We start from the raw sequence: 19,028 nt of genomic DNA, 5'->3' as shown, positions 1-19,028 counted from the left end.
TCGACGGCCTGCGAGCCGTCGGCACCGCCGTCGCGACGCGCACGCCGAGCCTGCGCTCGGCGCCCCGCGGCGGGGGCGCCGAGCGCAGGCTCGGCGTGCGGTGGGCGCGTGCGCTAGGCGGCGTCGCCGACCGTGATGGCCTCGGCCTCGACCTCGGCGGGCTCCTCCTCGACGCGGTCGACCCGGCGCAGGGCCCGATGCCCGGCGACGACGATCACGAGGGCGACGCCGACCGAGATCGCGGCCGCGTAGTACGGCGCGTCGGGCGCGATGAGATGCGCGAGCTCGGCGGCAGCGGGCGGCGCGACGGCGCCGCCGAGGAAGCGCACCGCCGAGTACGCGCTCGATGCGACCGAGCGCTGCAGGTCGGTCGCCTCCATGACGCACTCGGTGAGCACCGTGTTGAGCACGCCGAGCACGAGTCCGCCGACGACGATGCAGACGACGAGCGCCGCCGAGTCCTCGATGAGGAGCCCGGCTGCGACGAGGTCGAGCGAGAGCAGCGGCAGGGCGATCCAGAGCACGCGGGTGCGCGGCATCCTCGCCGTGAGCAGCGGCGCGACGAAGACCGACGTGATCGCGAGCGCGAGGCCCCAGCCGAAGAACGTGAAGCCGAGGCCGAGCGCGTCGAACCCGAGCGGGAACGGCGAGTACGCGAGCAGCACGAAGAAGCCGATGTTGTAGAACAGGGCCGCCGCCGCGAGCACGGCGAGAGCGGGCTGGCGCAGCGCCCGGATGGGCGCCGACAGCTTCGTCGGCTCGGGTCTCGACGCGGCATCCGCGTCGTCCTTCAGGAAGGCGACGATCGCGATGAAGCCGACCGCCATGAGGGCGGCGGTGCCGAAGAACGGGCCGCGCCAGCTCACGTGGCCGAGCAGGCCCCCGAGCAGCGGCCCGATCGCGATGCCGAGCCCGAGCGCCGCCTCGTAGAGGATGATCGCCGACCCCGTGCCGCCCGCCGCGGCGCCGACGATCGTCGCGAGCGCGGTCGAGATGAACAGCGCGTTGCCGAGGCCCCAGCCGGCGCGGAAGCCGATCACCGACTCGACGTTCTGCGAGAGGCCCGCGGCCGCCGCGAACACGATGATGAGCCCGAGGCCGATGAGCAGCGTCTTCTTCGCGCCGATCCGGCTCGAGAGCCAGCTCGTGCCGAGCATCGCGAGCCCCGTGATGAGCAGGTAGCTCGTGAAGAGCATCTCGGTCTCGGTCGGCGTCGCCTTGAGGCTCTCGGCGATCGCCGGGAGGATCGGGTCGACGAGGCCGATGCCCATGAACGCGATGACGCACGCGAACGCGACGGCCCAGACGGCCTTCGGCTGCTTCAGGATCGAAGCGGATGTCTCGTGGCTGACGTGGGCGGTCACGCAGTGGCTCCATTCCGCGCGGCGTCGTCCGCGCGCTCGATGCGGGTACGGATGACGGCGACCGCGCGGGCGAGCGTGTCGCGCTCGTCGCTCGTGAGGTCGTCGAAGTACGGGGTCATCTCGCCGGCGAGCTGCTCGCGCCAGGCGTCGAGCGCGGCGAGGCCCGTCGGGTCGGCCGAGATGAGCCAGGCGCGCGCGTCGTTCGCGTCGACGATGCGACGGACCCAGCCGCGCTCGTCGAGCGAGTGCACGAGTTTCGTCATCGTGGGCTGGCTGACCCGGCTGACGCGGGCGAGCTCGCCGAGGCGCATCGGGCCGAGGTCGCGCAGCACGGCGATGGTGCGCCAGACCGCGGGCGACTCGGCGTTGTGCGTGGCGGAGGCGGCGAGGCGGGTGAGGCGATGGTTCACCGAGACGAGATCGCCGATGAGCGCGGTCAGGCTCGACGTGTCGGTGGAAGATTGCATAGCCTTACTATATAGCCGTGCTATCTATTTGTCGACTCGGCCAGCTGGCCTGCCGGGTCGGCGCGCGACTCGCCAAGAAGTGCTGCTCGTTCAGGTTCGAACGACATCTTCTGGCGACTCGGCGCGGGCAGCCGAGACCGGAGACGACGGATGCCCCGTGCCGAACGAATCGGCACGGGGCATCCGTGTGCTTGGTGACGCGGGTCACCTCAAGCGGCAGCGCTCGCGTGAGCGCGTGCGATCACTTGAGGGTGACGGTCGCGCCGGCCTCCTCGAGGGCGGCCTTGGCCTTCTCGGCGGTCTCCTTGTTCGCGCCCTCGAGCACGGCCTTCGGAGCACCGTCGACGACGCCCTTGGCCTCGCCGAGGCCGAGCGAGGTGAGCTCGCGGACGACCTTGATGACCTGGATCTTCTTGTCGCCGGCAGCCTCGAGGATGACGTCGAACGAGTCCTTCTCCTCCTCGGCCTCAGCGGCACCCGCGCCACCGGCAGCGCCGGCAACGGCGACCGGGGCGGCCGCGGTGACGTCGAACTTCTCCTCGAACGCCTTCACGAACTCGCTGAGCTCGACAAGCGTGAGACCAGCGAACTGCTCGAGCAGCTCTTCGGTGGTGAGCTTCGCCATGATGTATCTCCTAATAGATGGGGTTTTCAGAACGAGATCGTCGGGCGCTTACGCGGCCTCGGCGGTCTCCAGCTTTTCGCGAAGCGCGTCGATGGTGGCGGCAGCCTTGCCCATCGTCGCCTTCATCATGCCCGCAGCCTTCGCAAGCAGAACCTCGCGGCTCTCGAGCGAGGCGTACTTGTTGACCTCGTCGGCGTCGAGGGTCTTGCCCTCGAAGACACCGCCCTTGATCACAAGGTTCGGGTTCGCCTTGGCGAAGTCACGCACGGCCTTGGCGGTGGCGACGAAGTCACCATGCACGAAGGCGACGGCGGACGGACCGGTGAGGGTGTCGTCCAGCGTCGTGATCCCCGCGTTGTTCGCGGCGATCTTGGTCAGCGTGTTCTTCACCACGGCGTAGTTCGCGTCCTGACGGATGCTGTTGCGCAGCGCCTTGAGCTGCGCAACCGTCAGGCCGCGGTATTCGGTCAGCAGAACGGCGGCCGAGCTCTCGAACAGGTTCGTGAGTTCGGCAACCGAGGCTTCCTTGTTCGCCATGGCCACTCCTTGTGTACTCAACGCGCATCGCGGAGGCGATGCACGGCCTGGAGCGCTGGAAGCAATGGGGAGAAAGAAAAAAGCTCCGGCGCAGTTGCGCGGAGCTCGGCCCGATCACTCGGGAGGTCTTCGTCACACCTGCGCGGGCCCTTGCTTTCGCAAGACTTCGGTCGCGTTCGCCCGTTCTCACGAGCGCGCACGACAACCAGCGGTCTTCGGCTCCGTCAAGATTAGCGGATGCCCCGGCCTCCGCCAAATCGGCGGGCGACGGCGCTCGCACGGGTGAGGCACCCGGGCCGTGCGGCCCGGGTGCCTCGTGGTGCGCTGCGACGGTGACGGCGGTCAGGGTCGCACGTCGACCGTGAACGCCTTGACCTCGCCGATGTTGCCCGCGGCATCGGTCGCGCGGTACTCGACGCGGTGCTCGCCGTAACCCGGCTCACGCGGCTGGAACGGCGAGAGCGACATGCCGCCCGTGCCGAGGTTGCCGTAGACGAGGTCGTCGACGTTCGTGCCGGTCGGCGTGAACAGGAACGGCGCGTCGGCGTCGGTCGGCCAGCCGTAGTAGTTGTGCCAGCCGTCGCCGTCGAGGCGGAACTCGGCGACGAGCGCACCCGCCTGGTCGTCGGCCGCGCTGAGCTTCATCGAGAACGAGCCGTCGACGACGTAGTGCGGCTCGCCGTTCGCGCCGACCGAGGTCTCGACCGGCGTGCCGACGACCGCCTCGACCGTCGGGCCGGTCGAGTCGACCGTCCAGGTGCGGGTCTCGGCCGCGGCGGCGGCCCGCTTCGAGTCGCCGACCGACGCGGTGACCGTGTGCGTGCCGGCCGAGAGGCCGAGGTCCGCGAGCTCGAGGGTGCGCGCGTTGTGCGGATTGGGCTGGCGCTCGCCGTCGACCGTCCAGATCACGTCGAACACGCGGTCGGGGCGGTGCGTGGTCTCGACGTAGAGCACGTCGTCGGCGCCGACGGGGCGCTCGGTCTGCGTCGACTCGGTGAAGGCCGGCTCGACGTCGGCGGCCGCTGCGCGGCCGGTGCCGACCGTCCACGTGCGGGTCTGCGTCATCGACGCGGAGTCGCGGAGCGCGGGGTCGCGGACGAAGGGCGTGTTGTCGACGACCTTCACCGTGACGGTGTCGCCCGGCTTCGCCTTCGTCTTCGCGAGTTCGAGCTGGGTCGTGTTGTGCGGGTTCGGCACCGTCGCGCCGTTGATCGCCCAGGTGACGTCGAGCTCGTGGTACACGGGATGCGCGACGTCGATCGAGATCACCTCGTCGGCCGCGACGGGGGTCGCCTCGTCGGGCGCGGCGGCGATGAGCGGGATCTTCGACGAGATGCGCTCGGTCATGATCTCGCGGGAGACCTGGTCCATCTGGTAGCCGAGCGTCTTCATCATCGAGTGACGGCTCGGGCGGAAGATGCCGGTCGAGTAGTACTGCCCGCCCTCGTAGACGCCGATCGTCCCGCCGGCCTCGCTCGGCTCGCCGAGCCAGCGCCACCACTTGGCCTGCTGCGCGGCCATCTCCTCGGCGGTCATGATCGTGTGGTGCTTCGAGCGGGGCTCGCCGCCCGTGTAGTCGCCCGTGGTGACGCCGCGCGTGTAGTAGTCGTACTCGTCGGCGAGTCCGCCGAGCGAGTGCCCGATCTCGTGCGGCGAGATCAGCGCCGAGAGCGAGTTGCCGCCGCTCGCGGTCGCGTAGCTGCCGCCCGCGCCACCGTACGTGTCGCTGTTGGCGAGGGCGAGCACCTGGTCGACCTTCGGCGCGATCTTCGCGTACTCGCGGGCCTTGGCGCCGTCCATCGTGATCAGTCGCTGCACGCTGTTCGGGTTGCAGCCGCCCCAGAACGACATCTTGAGCGGGGTGTTGCGTCGGGGCGAGTCGAGCGACGAGTCGCAGCTGATGCCGGACTCGCCCGAGATGATCTCGACCGCGTAGACGTTGAAGTAGTTGCGGTAGCTCTTGTACGGCTCGATGCTCCACATCGTCTCGAGGTGCTCCTCGACCTGCTGGCGGAAGAGCGGCTGCTCCTCGGCCGTGTAGCCGTCGCCGAGGATGACGAGCGAGAACCGCTCGGAGGGGTCCCCGGTCACCTGGATAGGGACGAGCGTGGAGCTGCCGACGGCGGGCTCGTCGGCGGTCGCCGACTGTGCCGTCGTGACGGTCAGGCCGGTGGTCAGCGCCGCGGCGAGCGCGAGTGCTCCGGCGCGGCGGCGCGCCGTGCCGCGCGCGGCGGCACGCGGGGCGACTGGCGGAGCGAGCGGTTGGGCGTTCATGCGATGGTTCCCTTCGTCTGGAGGTCCCGCGGCACGGCGGGGGCCGCATCGCGGGGGCGAGGATCGGCGCATGGGTGGCGCGACGAATGCTGCTCCGCCGCGGTGACGGCGGGTGCCTGCTCTCTTCGTTCTTGCCCGTGTCAGGTGGCTCACAGCCTAGGAACTGGCGCACCGCCGGGTCATCCGCCAGGTGTCGAGCAACGTCGCGCCCCGCTGCGACAGTTGTCGCACCGCAAAGCGGGCGTCAGCGCGAGGCGGGCGTCAGCGCGAGGCGGGCGTCAGGACGAGGCGGGCGTCTCGGCGACCGCGGCGGCCTCGATCCGATGCAGGAGCACGGCCAGGTGCAGGCCGAGGTGCTCGAGGCCGTCGCGCAGGTCGATGCCGAGGATGCGTTCGACGCGGGCGAGCCGGTGGTAGACCGTCGCCCGGTGCACGTTGAGCCGCCCGGCGACCTCGCGCAGCCGGCCGCCGTGCCGGAAGTACGCCTCGATGGTCTCGAGGAGCACGTCGCCGTCGCGCTCGTCGAGGAGTCCGGCGAGCCCCGCCGAGAAGTCGGCCGATCGCAGGCCCAGCGCCGACGCCGACTGCAGCCCGCGGTACACGCCGAGCTCGTCCCAGGCGACCGCGGGCCCCGGGAGGCCGAACGCCGTGGCGATCGCGAGCGCACGCAGGGCCTCTCGATGGCTCCGCACCGAGTCGACGAGGTGCGCGACGGTGCCGCCGATGGCCACGAGCGGGTCGCTGAGCGGGCCTTCGGGGCGGACGGCCGCCGACCTGATCCGCTCGGCGACGACGCCCGTCGCCGGGTGGAGGCGCCCGCCGTCGTCGGGGGTCACGACGAGCACGCCGTCGGCGGTCACGAGGGTGAGCGGGGCTGCGCTCGCGAGCGAGCGGCGGATGCGTCGCTCCGCCCCCTCGAGCTCCTCCCGGCCGAGCGGGCCGTGCGCGCGGGCGGTCAGGAGGAGGGTGCGGAACCCGCTCGAGGTGTCGACGTCGCCCGAGGCGGCGAGCTCGTCGGCGGCGAGCAGCCGGTCCCGCGGCTCGCCGAGGAAGAGCGCCCGGGTGCGCTCGGCCCTGCGGGCGGTCTCGTCGTCGCGCAGTGAGAGCAGCCTGGCCCACTCCTCGGCGAGGCGCGCGGCGAACTCGCGCGCCCGCTCGACGTCCTCGGGCGGCATCACCTCGGGCTCCTCGATGAGCCAGAGATGCGCGCGGGCGCCGTCCTGCGTGCGGATGGGGACGTGGAGCCGCTGCATCATGCCGAGCCCGGGGTTGCGCGGCACGTGCATGACCTCGTCGGAGCTGTACACCCCCAGGCCGGCGAGCCAGGCGTGCACGCTCGGTCCGGCGTGGTGCTCGAGGATGGAGCGCCGACGCACCTCGTCGATGACCTCGGACTGCGGGCTGAATGCCACGACGCGGTAGCGGCCGTCCTCGAGGAGTGCCGGGCGGCCGAGCTCGCGGGCGATGAGATTGACGAGCTGACTGACGGTCACCGGTGCCTCCGACGTGCGCCGCGCGGGAGGGAACCGCGCCGGGCGGCACGCGTCGCACCGGTTCTCACGATACCGATCGGCCAACTCGGAATAGTTGACCTCGGTCGATAGTTGATGATTATCAACAAATGATTTATAGTTGACCGTAATCAACTTTCTGTGAGGAATCTCCTTGACCGCAACGCTCCCCAACGACACCGAGGCGCAGCGCACGCCGCGCGAGGTGTTCACCGCCCTCTCGGGCCTCATCATGGGCATGTTCGTCGCCGTGCTCTCGGGCACGGTCGTCTCGACCTCGATGCCCGTCATCATCGCCGACCTCGGTGGCGACCAGGCCGCCTACACCTGGGTCATCACCGCGAGCCTGCTCGCCACCGCCGTCTCGACCCCGATCTGGGGCAAGCTCGCCGACCTCCTCGACCGCAAGATGCTGCTGCAGATCGCGCTCGGGCTCTTCGTGGTGGGCACCGTCATCGCCGGCTTCTCGCAGTCGACCGGCATGCTCATCGCCGTGCGCGTCGTGCAGGGCCTCGGCGCCGGCGGCCTCATGTCGCTGGTCATGATCGCGGTCGCGCTCATCATCTCGCCGCGCGAGCGCGGCAAGTACATGGGCGTCGTCGGCGGCATCATGGCGCTCGCCACGATCGGCGGGCCGCTGCTCGGCGGTGTCATCACCGACGCGTTCGGCTGGCGAGCCAACTTCTTCATCGGCGTGCCCTTCGCGATCGCCGCGATCATCATGATCCAGCGCACGCTGCACCTGCCGAAGCCGAACCGCGAGCGCGTGAAGATCGACTACCTCGGCGCCATCCTGCTGACCGTGGGCGTCTCGCTCCTGCTCATCTGGGTGTCCATGGGCGGCAACCAGTTCGACTGGGACTCGATCGAGAGCTACGTCATCATCGGCGTCGCCGCCGCCGCGATGATCGGCTTCGTCGTCACCGAGTTCTTCGTCGAGGAGCCCATCGTGCCGATGACGCTCTTCACCAACCGCACGTTCACCCTCTCGGTGATCGCCTCGATCGCGATCGGCGTCGCGATGTTCGCGACGAGCGTCTTCCTCGCGCAGTACTTCCAGCTCGCGCGCGGAGCGACCCCGACCGAGTCGGGCCTCATGACGATCCCGATGATCGTCGGCCAGATGGGCGCCTCGATCGGCATCGGCCAGCTCGTGAGCCGCTTCGGCAAGTGGAAGGGCTGGATGCTGCTCGGCACCGTCTTCGTGATCGCCGGCGTCACCGCGATGTCGACGCTCCGCTACGACACCGAGTTCACCCTCGTGGCCGTCTACATGTTCGTGCTCGGCGCGGGCCTCGGCATGGTCATGCAGAACCTCACGCTCGTCGTGCAGAACGACACCCCGCCGTCGCAGCTCGGCGCCGCGAGCTCGGGCGTGAACTTCTTCCGCTCGATCGCCGGCACGATCGGCGTCACGATCATGGGCTCGGTGCTCGCCACCCAGGTGACGACGCACATCACCGACGGCCTCTCGAAGTTCACCCCGACCTCGCCCGACGAGATCGACGCCCTCAAGTCGCTCGCGAGCGGCAGCCTGCCGAAGGTCTCGGAGCTGCCCGAGACGATCCGCGTGATCGTCGAGGGCGCGTACGGCCACGGCATCGCCGACGTGTTCATCATCGCGATCCCCCTCGCCGTGCTGAGCCTCATCGCGATCGCATTCCTCCCGAACAAGCCGCTGTCGACGAAGAACGCCGCGCAGAGCCTGGCCGAGGAGGCGGAGCAGGTCGCGATCGACCTCGCCGACGCCGAGATCGCCGCGCCGGTCACGTCGTCGCTGCAGGTCGTCGAGGGGCTGGATGCCGCGACCGGCGCCGACCCCGGGGCATCCCGCTCGCCGAAGGCCGCGACGACCGCTGCGCAGGAGGCGCGCAAGTAGCATGATCGCCATGACCGACCCGTCACTCGACGAGGCCATCGCCCGTGTCGAAGACCAGCTCGCCGTCGTCTTCAACCGCGCCCGCACGGTGTGGAAGGAGGCGGCCCGCGAGATCCACCCCGAGCTGAACCCCGCCGGGTACAAGCTGCTCTCGACGATCGTGCGCCTCGGCTCGTCGAACGCGCACCAGCTCGCCGAGCTCTTCGACATGGACAAGAGCGTCGTGAGCCGGCAGATGCGCATCCTCGAGGAGGACGGACTGGTCGTGAGCCGCCCCGACGAGCGCGACGGGCGGGTGCGGGTGCTCGAGCCCACGCCGTTCGCGATCGAACGGGTCGCGGCGCTTCGGTCGAAGAACCAGGCGCGGCTGCACGAGGCGCTCAGCGAGCGCTCGGTGGCCGAGCTCGAGACCTTCGCCGAGATGCTCAAGGTGCTCGCGGAGGCCTGATCTCCGGGCGGACCTCCCCCGCCGCCCGGGTGGCGCCGAACGGACTCCCCCGCCGTTCGCGCCGCAACGAAGGAGCGCATCGGGACCATCGGTCCCGATGCGCTCCTTCGGCGTTCCGGCGGCTGCCGCGGGCTCAGCCCAGGTGCAGCGACTCCTGCAGCGCCTCCATGCCGCCGACGAGCGGCAGCTGCACGGTCGACTTCGACGGGTCGAGCGTCAGCGTCGTGCCCGCCGCGGGCCGCACCGTGTACTCGTTGTCGCTCGAGAGCACGACCACGCCGATCTGCGAGCCGGTCTGGAACACGTAGTCCTTCGGCTGCAGGTCGAACGAGAAGTCGTACGCCGTGCCCGGCGCGATCGGGGTCGTGACGGCATCGGAGTCGCGGTTCTCGACGTCCATCCAGCCGCGCGTGATGATCTTCGGCGAGCCCGTCAGGGGGTACTCGACGAGGAGCGCGGTGAGGTTCGCCTTCGGTCGGTCGACCGCGATCCGCAGCGACACCGTCGGCGTGCCCGAGAGCCGCATCGGCGCACCGAGGGCGGCCGTGCGGTAGGCGAGGCGGTTCGGCGACGTGGCCGCCGCGGCGAGCTGGGACGCGGTGATCGAGGCGTCGTCGACGAGGTCCTCGGTCGCCTTCGAGCCGTCGCGCGACACGGCGAGCGTGCCCACCCCGTCGGACTGCGCGGCACGGGCGAGCTTCAGCTTCACGCTCTCGGTCGCCGGATCGGGCCACTCGGGGTACTCGGTGAGAGTGCGGTCCTCTCGCACGATGTACGCCTTCGGCAACTGCTCGACGCCGTTGTCGACGTGGTACAGGTACCGCGTGAACCAGCGGTTGAGCAGCGTGTCGTTCGGGTTGCCGCCGTGGCCGCCCTGGTGCAGGTAGATCTGGTGCGGCACGCCGTTCGCCTTGAGCTCCTCGTAGAGGGCCGAGGCGTTCTTCGTCATGACGTTCCAGTCGTTGAGGCCGTGCGCCACGAGGGTCGCAGCGGTGATCTCGTCGGCGTTCGCGAGGTAGTTGCGCTCCTCCCAGAACGCGCTGCGGTCGCCCGTCGCGCGATCCTGGTTCGCCCGCAGCTCGTCGATGACCGGCTGGCAGATCTCCTGGTCGAAGCGCGTGTAGACGTAGTCGGCGAGCACGTCGAGGTCTTCGCCCTGGTAGCCGCCGGGGGCGCGCACGGCGCCGTTCGCGCGGTAGTAGTCGTACCAGTCCGAGATCGCCGACACCGGCACGATCGCGTCGAGCCCCTCGACGCCCGTCGAGGCCACGCCGATCGGCAGCGTGCCGTTGTACGAGGTGCCGATCATGCCGACGCTGCCGGTGGTCCAGTCGGCCGTGACCTCGGTCGCGCGGTCGGGCTTCGTGTAGGCCTTCGCACGTCCGTTGAGCCAGTCGACGACGGCCTTGCCGGCGAGCGACTCGTTGACGCCGCCCGACGTGGGGCAGCCCTCCGACCAGCCGCTGCCGAAGCCCTCGGCGTGCACGACCGCGAAGCCGCGGGGCACCCAGGTGCTCTCGAGCGAGCGCGAGATCGTCGGACTCGTGCGATTCACCGGCTGGTAGGCGGGCCACGGCTCCTTCGTCGTCGGCGGGTCGCCGATCTCGTGGTCGACCGACCAGTTCGTCACCTGCGAGCCGCCCGCGTAGTAGGGGCTCAGCTCCATGATGACGGGCACGTCGAGACCGGCCGAGTTCGTCTCGGGCACGCGGCTGACGTCGATGTGCACGAGGTCGGGACGGCCGTCGCGGTCGGAGTCGACCTCGCTCTCGACCCAGGCCTCCTCGTTGATCCACTCGGCCGAGTTCTTCGTGAAGACCGCCTGCGAGAGACCGTCCTGGAAGGTCGGCTCGGCCGGGTCGGGGCTCGCGTACGCGGGCGAGGCCGCGGCGATCCCGGCGCCGGCGACGACGGCGGTCAGCAGGGCGGCGGTGCGGGTGAGGCGTCGTCGTGCGGCGGTAGGTACCGCTGAGGACATGCGGATGCTCCTTCGGACATGCCGGGGCCACGGCCTCCATCCGCGTCTGCGCGGTGCCACGACCCCGTGACTCCTCCACACGCTAGGGGTCCGGGCGCCCGACGCGCCAGAGGTGGTCGGATGTTTGTGCGTCAGCCGAGGGGCAGCTCGACCGTGAAGACCGTTCGGCCCGGCCGCGACGAGACCGAGACCGTGCCGTGCTGCGCCTCGACGACCGCGCGCACGATCGCGAGCCCGAGGCCCGTCGACCCGGCGCGTCGCGAGCGCGAGGCATCCCCGCGTGCGAAGCGCTCGAACAGGCGGTCGCGCAGCGCCTCGTCGATGCCGGGGCCGTCGTCGACGATGTCGAGCCGGGCCCGGCCGTCGGCCTTCGTGAGGCGCGCCGTGACGGCGGTGCCGGCGGGCGTGTGCACGCGCGCGTTCGCGAGCAGGTTGGCGAGCACCTGGCGCAGGCGCGCGTCGTCGCCCGACACGACGACGGGCGCGTCGCCCGCCTCGACCGTCCACTCGTGGTCGGGGCCCGCGGCCTGCGCGTCGCCGACGGCGTCGACGACGATCGCGCGCAGGTCGACGTCGGAGTGCACGAGCTCGCGGCCCTCGTCGAGGCGGGCGAGCAGCAGCAGGTCCTCTACGAGCTCGGTCATGCGCACCGACTCCGACTCGATGCGCGACAGCGCGTGCACGACGTCCTCGGGCAGCTCGCCGCCGTGGAGGCGGGTGAGCTCGGCGTACCCGCGGATCGACGCGAGCGGGGTGCGCAGCTCGTGCGAGGCGTCGGCGACGAAGCGACGGACCTTCTGCTCGCTCTGCTCACGTGCGGTGAGGGCGGATGCCACGTGCCCGAGCATCCGGTTGAACGCCGAGCCGAGCCGGCCGACCTCGGTGCCGTCGTCGTCGACGTCGACCCGTTCGGCGAGTGCGACGTCGCCGCGGTCGAGCGGCAGCTCCGACACGCGCTGGGCGGTCTCGGTCACTCGCGCGAGCGGGCTGAGGGCCCGGGTGACGATGAGCGAGCCGAGCGCGAGCGCCGCGGCGAGCCCGGCGAGCGCGACGATCGTGATCGTGATCGCGAGCTGCGACGTCGCGGCGTCGACCTCGGCGAGCGGCAGCGCGAGCACGATCGAGACGCCGTCCCACTCCCGTTCCTCGACGGCGAGCGCGCGATAGTCGCCGAAGTCGTCGATGCGGATCGAGTGGGGCTGGCCGTCGGCCGGCACGGCCGCGAGCGTGCTCGCGACCTGGTCGGACAGGTCGAGCACGCGTCCCTGCTCGGTGATGTAACCGGCGCGCGGCTCGCCCTCGCGCGGCACGAGGGCGGCGAGCGTCCCGGCCTCCTGGCCGGGCACGTTGAGCACGAGCCCGGGCGCCGCGTCGGGGTCGCCCGGGAACCCGGGCGGCTGTCCGGCGATGGCGACGTTCGCACGCGAGATCGCCGAGTCGAGGTTGGCGTCGAGGCGGGCGACCGACGAGCTGTGGAACACGGCGACGCTCACGACGCCGACGACGGCGCTCACCGCGACGAGGAGCGACGCGACGATGACGAGGAGCCGGCGTCGCAGGGTCCATGGACGACGGCCCGAGGCATCCGCCTCGTGCCCTGCCGTGTCGCCGGTGCGTTCGTCGTCATGCCCGCGCGCCGTCGCCTCCCGGCGGGCCGCTGCGGCGTATCCGGGGTCGCCGGGGTGCGTCATCCCGCCGCCTTGAGCATGTAGCCGGCGCCGCGCACCGTGTGGATCATGGGCGCACGGCCCGCGTCGATCTTCTTGCGCAGGTACGAGATGTAGAGCTCGACCACCGTCTCCTTGCCCCCGAAGTCGTACGACCACACCCGGTCGAGGATCTGCGCCTTCGAGAGCACCCGGCGCGGGTTGCGCATGAGGTAGCGCAGCAGCTCGAACTCGGTCGCGGTGAGCTCGATCGGCTCGCCGCCGCGCGCGACCTCGTAGGAGTCCTCGTCGAGCGTGAGGTCGCCGACCGTCAGCACCGGGTCCTTCGCCTGGGCGAGCGTGAGCGTCGAACGGCGGATGAGTCCGCGCAGGCGCGCGACCACCTCCTCGAGGCTGAACGGCTTCGTGACGTAGTCGTCGCCGCCCGCGGTGAGCCCGGCGATGCGGTCGTCGAGCGAGTCCTTCGCGGTGAGGAAGAGCACGGGCGTCTCGGTGCCGTCGGCACGCACGCGCTGCAGCACCTCGAGGCCGTCGATGTCGGGAAGCATGATGTCGAGCACGATCGCGTCGGGCCGGAACTCGCGGGCGACCCGCACGGCGGTCGCCCCGTCGGCCGCGGTGCGCACGTCCCAGCCCTCGTACTTGAGCGCCATCTTCAGCAGCTCGGTGAGCGAGTGCTCGTCGTCGACGACGAGCACGCGCACCATCGAGCCGTCGCCCTTGGCGATCGCGGGGGCACGGTGCGAGGCGGCGGGCGTCGTGGTCATGTCTCCAGTATCCGCACCGAGCTATGCGATTCCTATGCCCCGCCTGTGCGATTCCGGATGCCGCTGGCGGCGTGCACGCATTGCCGACGCACAGGCGGGCCAAAGTCGAGCCACAGCGCGCGCTCGTACGGTCGCGTCGACCCCAACGAGAGGACCCCCATGTTCTTCACCTACCTCCGGCGCGAGCTCGCCGGCAGGCGCAGGCAGACCGCGATCGTCGCGATCGGCATGGCGCTCGCCATCGCGCTCGTCATGATCGTCAACGCCGTCTCGACCGGCGTGCAGAACGCGCAGGCACAGGTGCTGCAGTCGGTCTACGGCGTCGGCACGGACCTCACCGTGAGCGCGACGCCGACGGCCCCCGGCGCGGGCGGCGGCGGGCAGCGCTTCGAGTTCGGCGCCGACGACGGCCAGACGGCCGACGGCTCGACCGAGATCAGCCAGTCGCGACTCACCTCGGGCCCCGGCTCACAGGCGTTCGACGCGTCGGCCCTCGAGACGGTGGAGGGCATCGACGGTGTGGCGGGCGCCGCGGCGACCCTGTCGCTCGAGAACGTGACGTTCTCGGGCGAGCTGCCCGACTTCTCGGCCCAGGGGGGCGACCAGACCGCGCCCGGCTCCGGCGAGCAGCCCCAGCAACCCCCGCAGGGCGGTTTCGACGGCGCGGGCGGCAGTGCCTTCGACGTCGACCGCGTCACGGTGCTCGGCGTCGACCCGGCCGGGTCGGCCGTCGGCCCGCTCTCGTCGGTCGAGCTCGCAAGCGGCCGCGGCCTCGAGTCGGGTGACACCGGCCAGGCCGTCGTCGTGCTCGACGCGACGTACGCCACGAGCGCCGAGCTCGCGGTCGGCGACACGATCGACCTCGGCGGCACCGACTTCGAGGTGGTCGGCACGGTCGCCTCGACCTCGGCCGACGCGACGACCGCGTCGAATGCGTACATCCCGCTCGACCTCGCCCAATCGCTCTCGGGGCAGGACGGCATGATCAGCGACCTCTACGTGCAGGCGACCTCGTCGGACCGGATCGACGCCGTGCAGGCCGACATCGAGGAGGCGCTGCCCGACACGACCGTCTCGACCCAGTCCGATCTCGCCTCGCAGGTGTCGGGCTCGCTCTCGACCGCGTCGAGCCTCATCCAGAACCTCGGCCTGTGGATCTCGCTCGCGGTGCTCGTGGCCGCGTTCCTCATCGCGATCCTCTTCACGATCCAGGGCGTCACGCGCAGGACGCGCGAGTTCGGCACGCTCAAGGCGATCGGCTGGCCGGGCGGACGCATCGTCGGCCAGGTCGCCGGGGAATCGCTCGTACAGGGTCTCATCGGCGGCGCCGCGGGCCTCGTGCTCGGCCTGGCCGGCATCTGGGTCGTCAACGCGCTGGGCCTCACCCTCGGCGGCAGCACGGGCGGCGGCTTCACGGCCGGCGGCCCGGGCGGTCCCGGCGGAGCCCCTGGCGGTGACGCCGCGGGCGGCTTCGCCGGCGGCGGACCGTTCGGCGCGGCGGCGGCGACGCAGACGACCACCGACGTCGTACTCAGCGCCCCGGTCACCGTGAGCGTCATCGCCGTCGCGATCGGGCTCGCCGTGCTCGGCGGGCTGCTGGCCGGTGCGATCGGCGGCTGGCGGGCCTCGCGACTGCGCCCCGCCGAGGCGCTGCGGAGCGTCGCATGACCGCGCTCGACACCGCGACCGGCCAGGGCGCCGGCGCCGAGGCATCCGCCATCGAAACCCGGCCGGCGGCACCCGGCCGACCGAAGGGAACCCCCATGTACGTGCTCGAGAACGTCACGAAGCAGTACCCCGGCAAGCGCACCGTCACGGCGCTGAAGAACGTCACGCTCGAGATCGGCTCGGGGCAGATGGTCGCGATCCAGGGGCCGACCGGCGGCGGCAAGTCGACCTTGCTGCAGATGCTCGGCGCGCTCGACCGGCCGACGAGCGGTCGGGTGCGTCTCGGCGACGCCGACATCTCGCACCTGCCCGACGCGAAGCTCGCCCGCGTGCGTGCGAAGGAGGTGGGCTTCGTCTTCCAGGGGTTCAACCTCATCCCGACGCTCACCGCGCAGGAGAACGTCGAGACCGGGCTCGAGCCGCTCGGCGTGCCGGCCGACGAGCGACGCCGGCGCGCCGCCGAGGCGCTCGCGGCGGTCGGGCTCGCCGATCGGGCGACCCACGTGCCGGGCGAGCTCTCGGGCGGGCAGCAGCAGCGCGTCGCCATCGCCCGGGCGCTCGTGAAGGAGCCCGACGTGCTCCTCGCCGACGAGCCGACCGGCGCGCTCGACGAGGAGACCCGCGATGAGATCCTGGGCCTCCTCGAGGGGCTGTGGCGCGATCGCGGGCTCACCCTCGTGATCGTGACGCACGACTCGGCCGTCGCCCGGCGCGCCGAGCGACGCCTGCACATCAAGAACGGCGCGGTCACCGAGCGCTGACCGTGTCGCCGGATTCGGAGATTCCCGCGACGCGCCACGGTTTCCGCCCGATTTCGCGGCGTGTCGGCAGGATCTCCGAATCCGGCGCCATCGGCGACGTAGCGTGGAGGGGATGAGCCAGCCGACCCGCCCCTCCCCCGGCGTGTACCTGCGCCGACGCCTCGTCGTGGGCGGCGCGCTGCTCGTCGTGCTCGGACTCGTCGCGTGGCTCGTCGTCGCGATCGTCACCGCGGCGATCGCGGCGTCCGCACCGCCGGGCCCGACCGGGCCGGGCACGCAAGGCGGGCACGGCAGCCGCCCGAACGCCGCGGCCCTCGAGCTCGACCCCGACCTGCCCGCGCCCGTGCTGCGCCAGCTCGAGTACGTGCGCGAGTACTGGGACGGCGCGAACGACGAGTACGGCGTGCTCGGCGACGACGACTGCGTGAACTTCGCGTCGCAGTCGCTCATCGAGCGCGGCTGGGCGGTCGACGACGAGTGGTGGCACTCGGAGGACGGCGACCCGTACGCGTCGAGCGACGCATGGCGGTCGTCGACCCTGTTCCGCGACTACCTCGCCGCCCACCCCGAGCGGGCCACGCCGCTCTCCGACGCGCAGCGCGCGAAGGTGAAGCCCGGCGACATCGTGCAGTTCGACTGGGACGCCTCGGGCGACCGCGACCACACCGCGATCGTGACCGCCGTCATCGAGGACGAGGACGGCGACGTGCACGTGTACTACGGCGGGCACACGGATGCCACGTGGGACCGCTCGGTCGACGACCACCCGAAGCATCCGAAGACGAAGGTGTACTACTGGTCGGTCGAGTAGCCGGGTAGCCGCCCGGCCGGCCGGTCAGGCCGTGAAGTCGTACTCCTGGAAGTCGGCGACCTCGGGAACCCAGCGTCCCTCCACGAAGCCGATATGGGCGGGATGCCGGTTGTAGGCGTCGTACGCCTCCGCATCCGCGAACTCCATGCGGAACTGGTGCGTGAAGTCGCTCTTCGGGCTGACCTGGCGCCTGATCGCGAACCCGGTCACCCCGGGGATCGCCGTCAGCGCGTCACGGCCGTCGCGCAGGAACGCCCGCTCCTCGTCGGAGCCGGGCTCGTGCACGAGGCGGAAGACGACGGTGTGCTCGATCGGCATGCGGGCTCCTACTGGTTCGAGAAGGCGGCGTCGAACGACGCGGCCGGGCGCGGGAAGAGCTTCGAGCGGATGAACCCGACCGCCTCGGCAGCGCCGTGCAGCCGGTCCATGCCTGCGTCCTCCCATTCGACCGAGATCGGGCCGGTGTAGCCGATCGCGTCGAGCGCGCGGAACGCGTCCTCCCAGGGCACGTCGCCGTGCCCCGTCGAGACGAAGTCCCATCCTCGGCGCGGGTCGCCCCACGGCAGGTGCGACCCCATGATGCCGGCGCGCCCCGTCGCGGGGCGCAGCCGGGTGTCCTTGCAGTCGACGTGGTAGATGCGGTCGGCGAAGTCGACGATGAAGCCGACGGGGTCGATGCCCTGCCACATCATGTGCGACGGGTCCCAGTTGAAGCCGAACGCCTCGCGGCGGTCGATCGCCTCGATGGTGCGCACGCTCGTCCAGTAGTCGTACGCGATCTCCGACGGGTGCACCTCGTGCGCGAAGCGCACGCCCTCGGCGTCGAACACGTCGAGGATCGGGTTCCACCGGTTCGCGAAGTCCTCGTACCCCGCGTCGATGACGCTCGCGGGCACCGGCGGGAACATCGCGACGTACGGCCAGATCGCCGACCCCGTGAACCCGACGACGGTGTCGACGCCGAGCTTGCGGGCGACGCGCGCCGCGCGCTTCATGTCGTCGGCGGCCCGCTGCCGCACGCCCTCGGGATCGCCGTCGCCCCACGTGTACGGGCGCACGATGCCCTGGTGCCGGAAGTCGATCGGGTCGTCGCACACCGCCTGCCCGGTGAGGTGGTTCGAGATCGCGTAGACCTCCAGGCCATGCCGGTCGAGGATCTCGCGACGCTCGGCGAGGTAGCCGGGCTCCTCCTCCGCGAGCTTCAGGTCGAGGTGGTCGCCCGAGCACGCGATCTCGAGCCCGTCGTAGCCCCACTCCGCCGCGAGGCGCGCGACCTCGGCGAACGGCAGGTCGGCCCACTGCCCGGTGAAGAGGGTGACGGGGTGGGTGGAGGCGCTCATGCGGGTTCCCTTTCGTCCTGCAGTGCGGTCAGATATCGGATGCTCCGTGCCGCGAGCTCGTCCTGCGAGGGCGCGAGCGGCCGCCACACCGAGGCGGCGACGGCGATCGTGGCGTTCTCGCCAGTGAAGCTCTCGAGGCCCAGCGCCCCGGTGTACCCGACGTCGTCGAGCGCGTCGAGGAAGGCGGGCCAGTCGAGGTGGTCGTCGCCGACGGCGCCGCGGTCGTTGCCGCACACCTGCACGTAGGCGAGGTGCTCACCGGCCGCACGGATCGCGCCGCCGATCGACTTCTCCTCGATATTGAGGTGGTAGCTGTCGAGCGCGAGCCCGAGGCCCGGTCCGAGCAGCGGCCCGAGCGCCTCGAGCGCCTGCTCGACGGTGTTCACGAGGCTCGTCTCGTAGCGGTTGAGGGGTTCGATCGCGAGCCGGATGCCTCGGGCCTCCGCCTTGCGGACGACCGGGGCGAGGCTCGCCCGCAGCTCGCGGTAGCGCGCCTCGCGCTCCTCGGCGTCCATGCGCCAGGCGCGGCCCGTCGCGGCCGTGAACGGGCCCGCGACGACCGGCGAGCCGAGTCGCTCGGCGACGCCGAGGCAGTGCACGAGGTAGTTCTGGGTCGCGACGACCTCGGAGCCGGGCGCCGCGACGAGGTTGCGCCCGGGGCCCATGGCGCCGATCACGATGGGTGCGAGGCGGTGCTCGCGCAGCACCTCGGCCGCGGCATCCGCCGACCAGTCGCCCGGATTCTCGACCGGCAGCTCGATCGCGCCGAACCCGAGCTCGGCCGCCTTCGCGGCGAGCGCCGGCAGGTTCTCGTCGGTGAGGGGCGACGCCCACACCCAGGTGTTCACGCCGATGGTGCGGCGCATGCTGCCTCCTTGCAGAGCTCCGTCGTGAACCCGGTCGGTCGAGTAGGGAGCGAAGCGAGCGTATC

At 71.4% G+C, this 19,028-nt stretch carries 17 protein-coding genes; 5 read left to right on the top strand and 12 right to left on the bottom strand.

All coding sequences use genetic code 11. The features are described 5' to 3' along the window. Positions 1–113: 113 nt before the first annotated feature. The 6 genes from AC3RJ6_RS05170 to AC3RJ6_RS05145 all read right to left on the bottom strand — a co-directional run bounded on the left by AC3RJ6_RS05170 (position 114) and on the right by AC3RJ6_RS05145 (position 6,760). Complete coding sequence (locus tag AC3RJ6_RS05170) at positions 114–1,364, bottom strand: MFS transporter (RefSeq protein WP_491425817.1); 1,251 nt, start codon at positions 1,362–1,364, stop codon at positions 114–116. Beyond that, positions 1,361–1,831: a MarR family winged helix-turn-helix transcriptional regulator gene (locus AC3RJ6_RS05165; protein ID WP_491425816.1), complete on the bottom strand. Its 471-nt coding sequence runs from the start codon at positions 1,829–1,831 to the stop codon at positions 1,361–1,363. The genes AC3RJ6_RS05170 and AC3RJ6_RS05165 overlap by 4 nt, the downstream gene beginning before the upstream one ends. A 241-nt stretch (positions 1,832–2,072) precedes the next feature. Continuing rightward, positions 2,073–2,456: a 50S ribosomal protein L7/L12 gene (gene rplL / locus AC3RJ6_RS05160; RefSeq protein WP_491425814.1), complete on the bottom strand. Its 384-nt coding sequence runs from the start codon at positions 2,454–2,456 to the stop codon at positions 2,073–2,075. A gap of 48 nt (positions 2,457–2,504) precedes the next feature. Next, a complete protein-coding gene (gene rplJ, locus AC3RJ6_RS05155) occupies positions 2,505–2,993 on the bottom strand; it encodes a 50S ribosomal protein L10 (RefSeq protein ID WP_491425813.1) in 489 nt (162 codons plus the stop codon). Positions 2,994–3,335: 342 nt separating this feature from the next. Beyond that, entirely contained in the window at positions 3,336–5,267 is a 1,932-nt protein-coding gene (locus tag AC3RJ6_RS05150) for a M64 family metallopeptidase (protein WP_491425812.1), read from the bottom strand. 278 nt (positions 5,268–5,545) lie between these two features. After that, on the bottom strand, positions 5,546–6,760 hold the full coding sequence (locus AC3RJ6_RS05145) for a PucR family transcriptional regulator (protein WP_491425811.1): 1,215 nt from the start codon (positions 6,758–6,760) through the stop codon (positions 5,546–5,548). Positions 6,761–7,010: 250 nt separating this feature from the next. Between AC3RJ6_RS05145 and AC3RJ6_RS05140 the strand changes: the two genes are divergently transcribed. Continuing rightward, positions 7,011–8,657 carry an MDR family MFS transporter gene (locus tag AC3RJ6_RS05140; protein WP_491426232.1) on the top strand — a complete coding sequence of 549 codons (1,647 nt, stop codon included), beginning with the start codon at positions 7,011–7,013 and terminating at the stop codon, positions 8,655–8,657. 10 nt (positions 8,658–8,667) lie between these two features. Further along, positions 8,668–9,105: a MarR family winged helix-turn-helix transcriptional regulator gene (locus AC3RJ6_RS05135; protein WP_491425810.1), complete on the top strand. Its 438-nt coding sequence runs from the start codon at positions 8,668–8,670 to the stop codon at positions 9,103–9,105. A gap of 133 nt (positions 9,106–9,238) precedes the next feature. On the opposite strand, the gene AC3RJ6_RS05130 is transcribed toward AC3RJ6_RS05135, so the two are convergent. The 3 genes from AC3RJ6_RS05130 to AC3RJ6_RS05120 form a co-directional block, all read right to left on the bottom strand. Continuing rightward, positions 9,239–11,083, bottom strand: a complete 1,845-nt coding sequence (locus AC3RJ6_RS05130) for a Xaa-Pro dipeptidyl-peptidase (RefSeq protein WP_491425809.1) — start codon at positions 11,081–11,083, stop codon at positions 9,239–9,241. A gap of 131 nt (positions 11,084–11,214) precedes the next feature. Beyond that, complete coding sequence (locus AC3RJ6_RS05125) at positions 11,215–12,774, bottom strand: sensor histidine kinase (protein WP_491425807.1); 1,560 nt, start codon at positions 12,772–12,774, stop codon at positions 11,215–11,217. After that, complete coding sequence (locus AC3RJ6_RS05120) at positions 12,771–13,517, bottom strand: response regulator transcription factor (protein ID WP_491425806.1); 747 nt, start codon at positions 13,515–13,517, stop codon at positions 12,771–12,773. The genes AC3RJ6_RS05125 and AC3RJ6_RS05120 overlap by 4 nt, the downstream gene beginning before the upstream one ends. A gap of 159 nt (positions 13,518–13,676) precedes the next feature. Between AC3RJ6_RS05120 and AC3RJ6_RS05115 the strand changes: the two genes are divergently transcribed. The 3 genes from AC3RJ6_RS05115 to AC3RJ6_RS05105 all read left to right on the top strand — a co-directional run bounded on the left by AC3RJ6_RS05115 (position 13,677) and on the right by AC3RJ6_RS05105 (position 16,757). After that, on the top strand, positions 13,677–15,185 hold the full coding sequence (locus AC3RJ6_RS05115) for an ABC transporter permease (RefSeq protein ID WP_491425805.1): 1,509 nt from the start codon (positions 13,677–13,679) through the stop codon (positions 15,183–15,185). A gap of 95 nt (positions 15,186–15,280) precedes the next feature. Further along, positions 15,281–15,946 (top strand): ABC transporter ATP-binding protein, encoded by a 666-nt coding sequence (locus AC3RJ6_RS05110; protein ID WP_491426231.1) that lies wholly within the window; start codon positions 15,281–15,283, stop codon positions 15,944–15,946. Positions 15,947–16,058: 112 nt separating this feature from the next. Next, a complete protein-coding gene (locus AC3RJ6_RS05105) occupies positions 16,059–16,757 on the top strand; it encodes an amidase domain-containing protein (RefSeq protein ID WP_491425804.1) in 699 nt (232 codons plus the stop codon). 24 nt (positions 16,758–16,781) lie between these two features. On the opposite strand, the gene AC3RJ6_RS05100 is transcribed toward AC3RJ6_RS05105, so the two are convergent. Genes AC3RJ6_RS05100 through AC3RJ6_RS05090 form a run of 3 tightly spaced genes read right to left on the bottom strand, consistent with a single transcriptional unit; the run spans position 16,782 to position 18,963 of the window. Next, positions 16,782–17,075, bottom strand: a complete 294-nt coding sequence (locus AC3RJ6_RS05100; protein WP_491425803.1) for a Dabb family protein — start codon at positions 17,073–17,075, stop codon at positions 16,782–16,784. Positions 17,076–17,083: 8 nt separating this feature from the next. Continuing rightward, a complete protein-coding gene (locus AC3RJ6_RS05095; RefSeq protein ID WP_491425802.1) occupies positions 17,084–18,097 on the bottom strand; it encodes a sugar phosphate isomerase/epimerase family protein in 1,014 nt (337 codons plus the stop codon). Beyond that, positions 18,094–18,963, bottom strand: coding sequence for a sugar phosphate isomerase/epimerase family protein (locus AC3RJ6_RS05090; RefSeq protein ID WP_491425801.1), 870 nt, complete (start codon positions 18,961–18,963; stop codon positions 18,094–18,096). The genes AC3RJ6_RS05095 and AC3RJ6_RS05090 overlap by 4 nt, the downstream gene beginning before the upstream one ends. Between the last annotated feature and the right edge of the window lie 65 nt (positions 18,964–19,028).

Source organism: Agromyces cucurbitae (assembly GCF_058349945.1).
The sequence above is the reverse complement of the archived record's forward strand: the minus strand, read 5'-3'. Positions and strand labels throughout refer to the sequence as shown.

Bases quoted from the DNA above. Each gene is read 5' to 3' on its own strand.
- rplJ (WP_491425813.1), bottom strand. From the start codon at position 2,993: ATGGCGAACAAGGAAGCCTCGGTTGCCGAACTCACGAACCTGTTCGAG.
- AC3RJ6_RS05120 (WP_491425806.1), bottom strand. From the start codon at position 13,517: ATGACCACGACGCCCGCCGCCTCGCACCGTGCCCCCGCGATCGCCAAG.
- AC3RJ6_RS05105 (WP_491425804.1), top strand. From the start codon at position 16,059: ATGAGCCAGCCGACCCGCCCCTCCCCCGGCGTGTACCTGCGCCGACGC.
- AC3RJ6_RS05100 (WP_491425803.1), bottom strand. From the start codon at position 17,075: ATGCCGATCGAGCACACCGTCGTCTTCCGCCTCGTGCACGAGCCCGGC.
- AC3RJ6_RS05150 (WP_491425812.1), bottom strand. From the start codon at position 5,267: ATGAACGCCCAACCGCTCGCTCCGCCAGTCGCCCCGCGTGCCGCCGCG.
- AC3RJ6_RS05115 (WP_491425805.1), top strand. From the start codon at position 13,677: ATGTTCTTCACCTACCTCCGGCGCGAGCTCGCCGGCAGGCGCAGGCAG.
- AC3RJ6_RS05125 (WP_491425807.1), bottom strand. From the start codon at position 12,774: ATGACGCACCCCGGCGACCCCGGATACGCCGCAGCGGCCCGCCGGGAG.
- AC3RJ6_RS05130 (WP_491425809.1), bottom strand. From the start codon at position 11,083: ATGTCCTCAGCGGTACCTACCGCCGCACGACGACGCCTCACCCGCACC.
- AC3RJ6_RS05090 (WP_491425801.1), bottom strand. From the start codon at position 18,963: ATGCGCCGCACCATCGGCGTGAACACCTGGGTGTGGGCGTCGCCCCTC.
- rplL (WP_491425814.1), bottom strand. From the start codon at position 2,456: ATGGCGAAGCTCACCACCGAAGAGCTGCTCGAGCAGTTCGCTGGTCTC.
- AC3RJ6_RS05110 (WP_491426231.1), top strand. From the start codon at position 15,281: ATGTACGTGCTCGAGAACGTCACGAAGCAGTACCCCGGCAAGCGCACC.
- AC3RJ6_RS05165 (WP_491425816.1), bottom strand. From the start codon at position 1,831: ATGCAATCTTCCACCGACACGTCGAGCCTGACCGCGCTCATCGGCGAT.
- AC3RJ6_RS05140 (WP_491426232.1), top strand. From the start codon at position 7,011: ATGGGCATGTTCGTCGCCGTGCTCTCGGGCACGGTCGTCTCGACCTCG.
- AC3RJ6_RS05095 (WP_491425802.1), bottom strand. From the start codon at position 18,097: ATGAGCGCCTCCACCCACCCCGTCACCCTCTTCACCGGGCAGTGGGCC.
- AC3RJ6_RS05135 (WP_491425810.1), top strand. From the start codon at position 8,668: ATGACCGACCCGTCACTCGACGAGGCCATCGCCCGTGTCGAAGACCAG.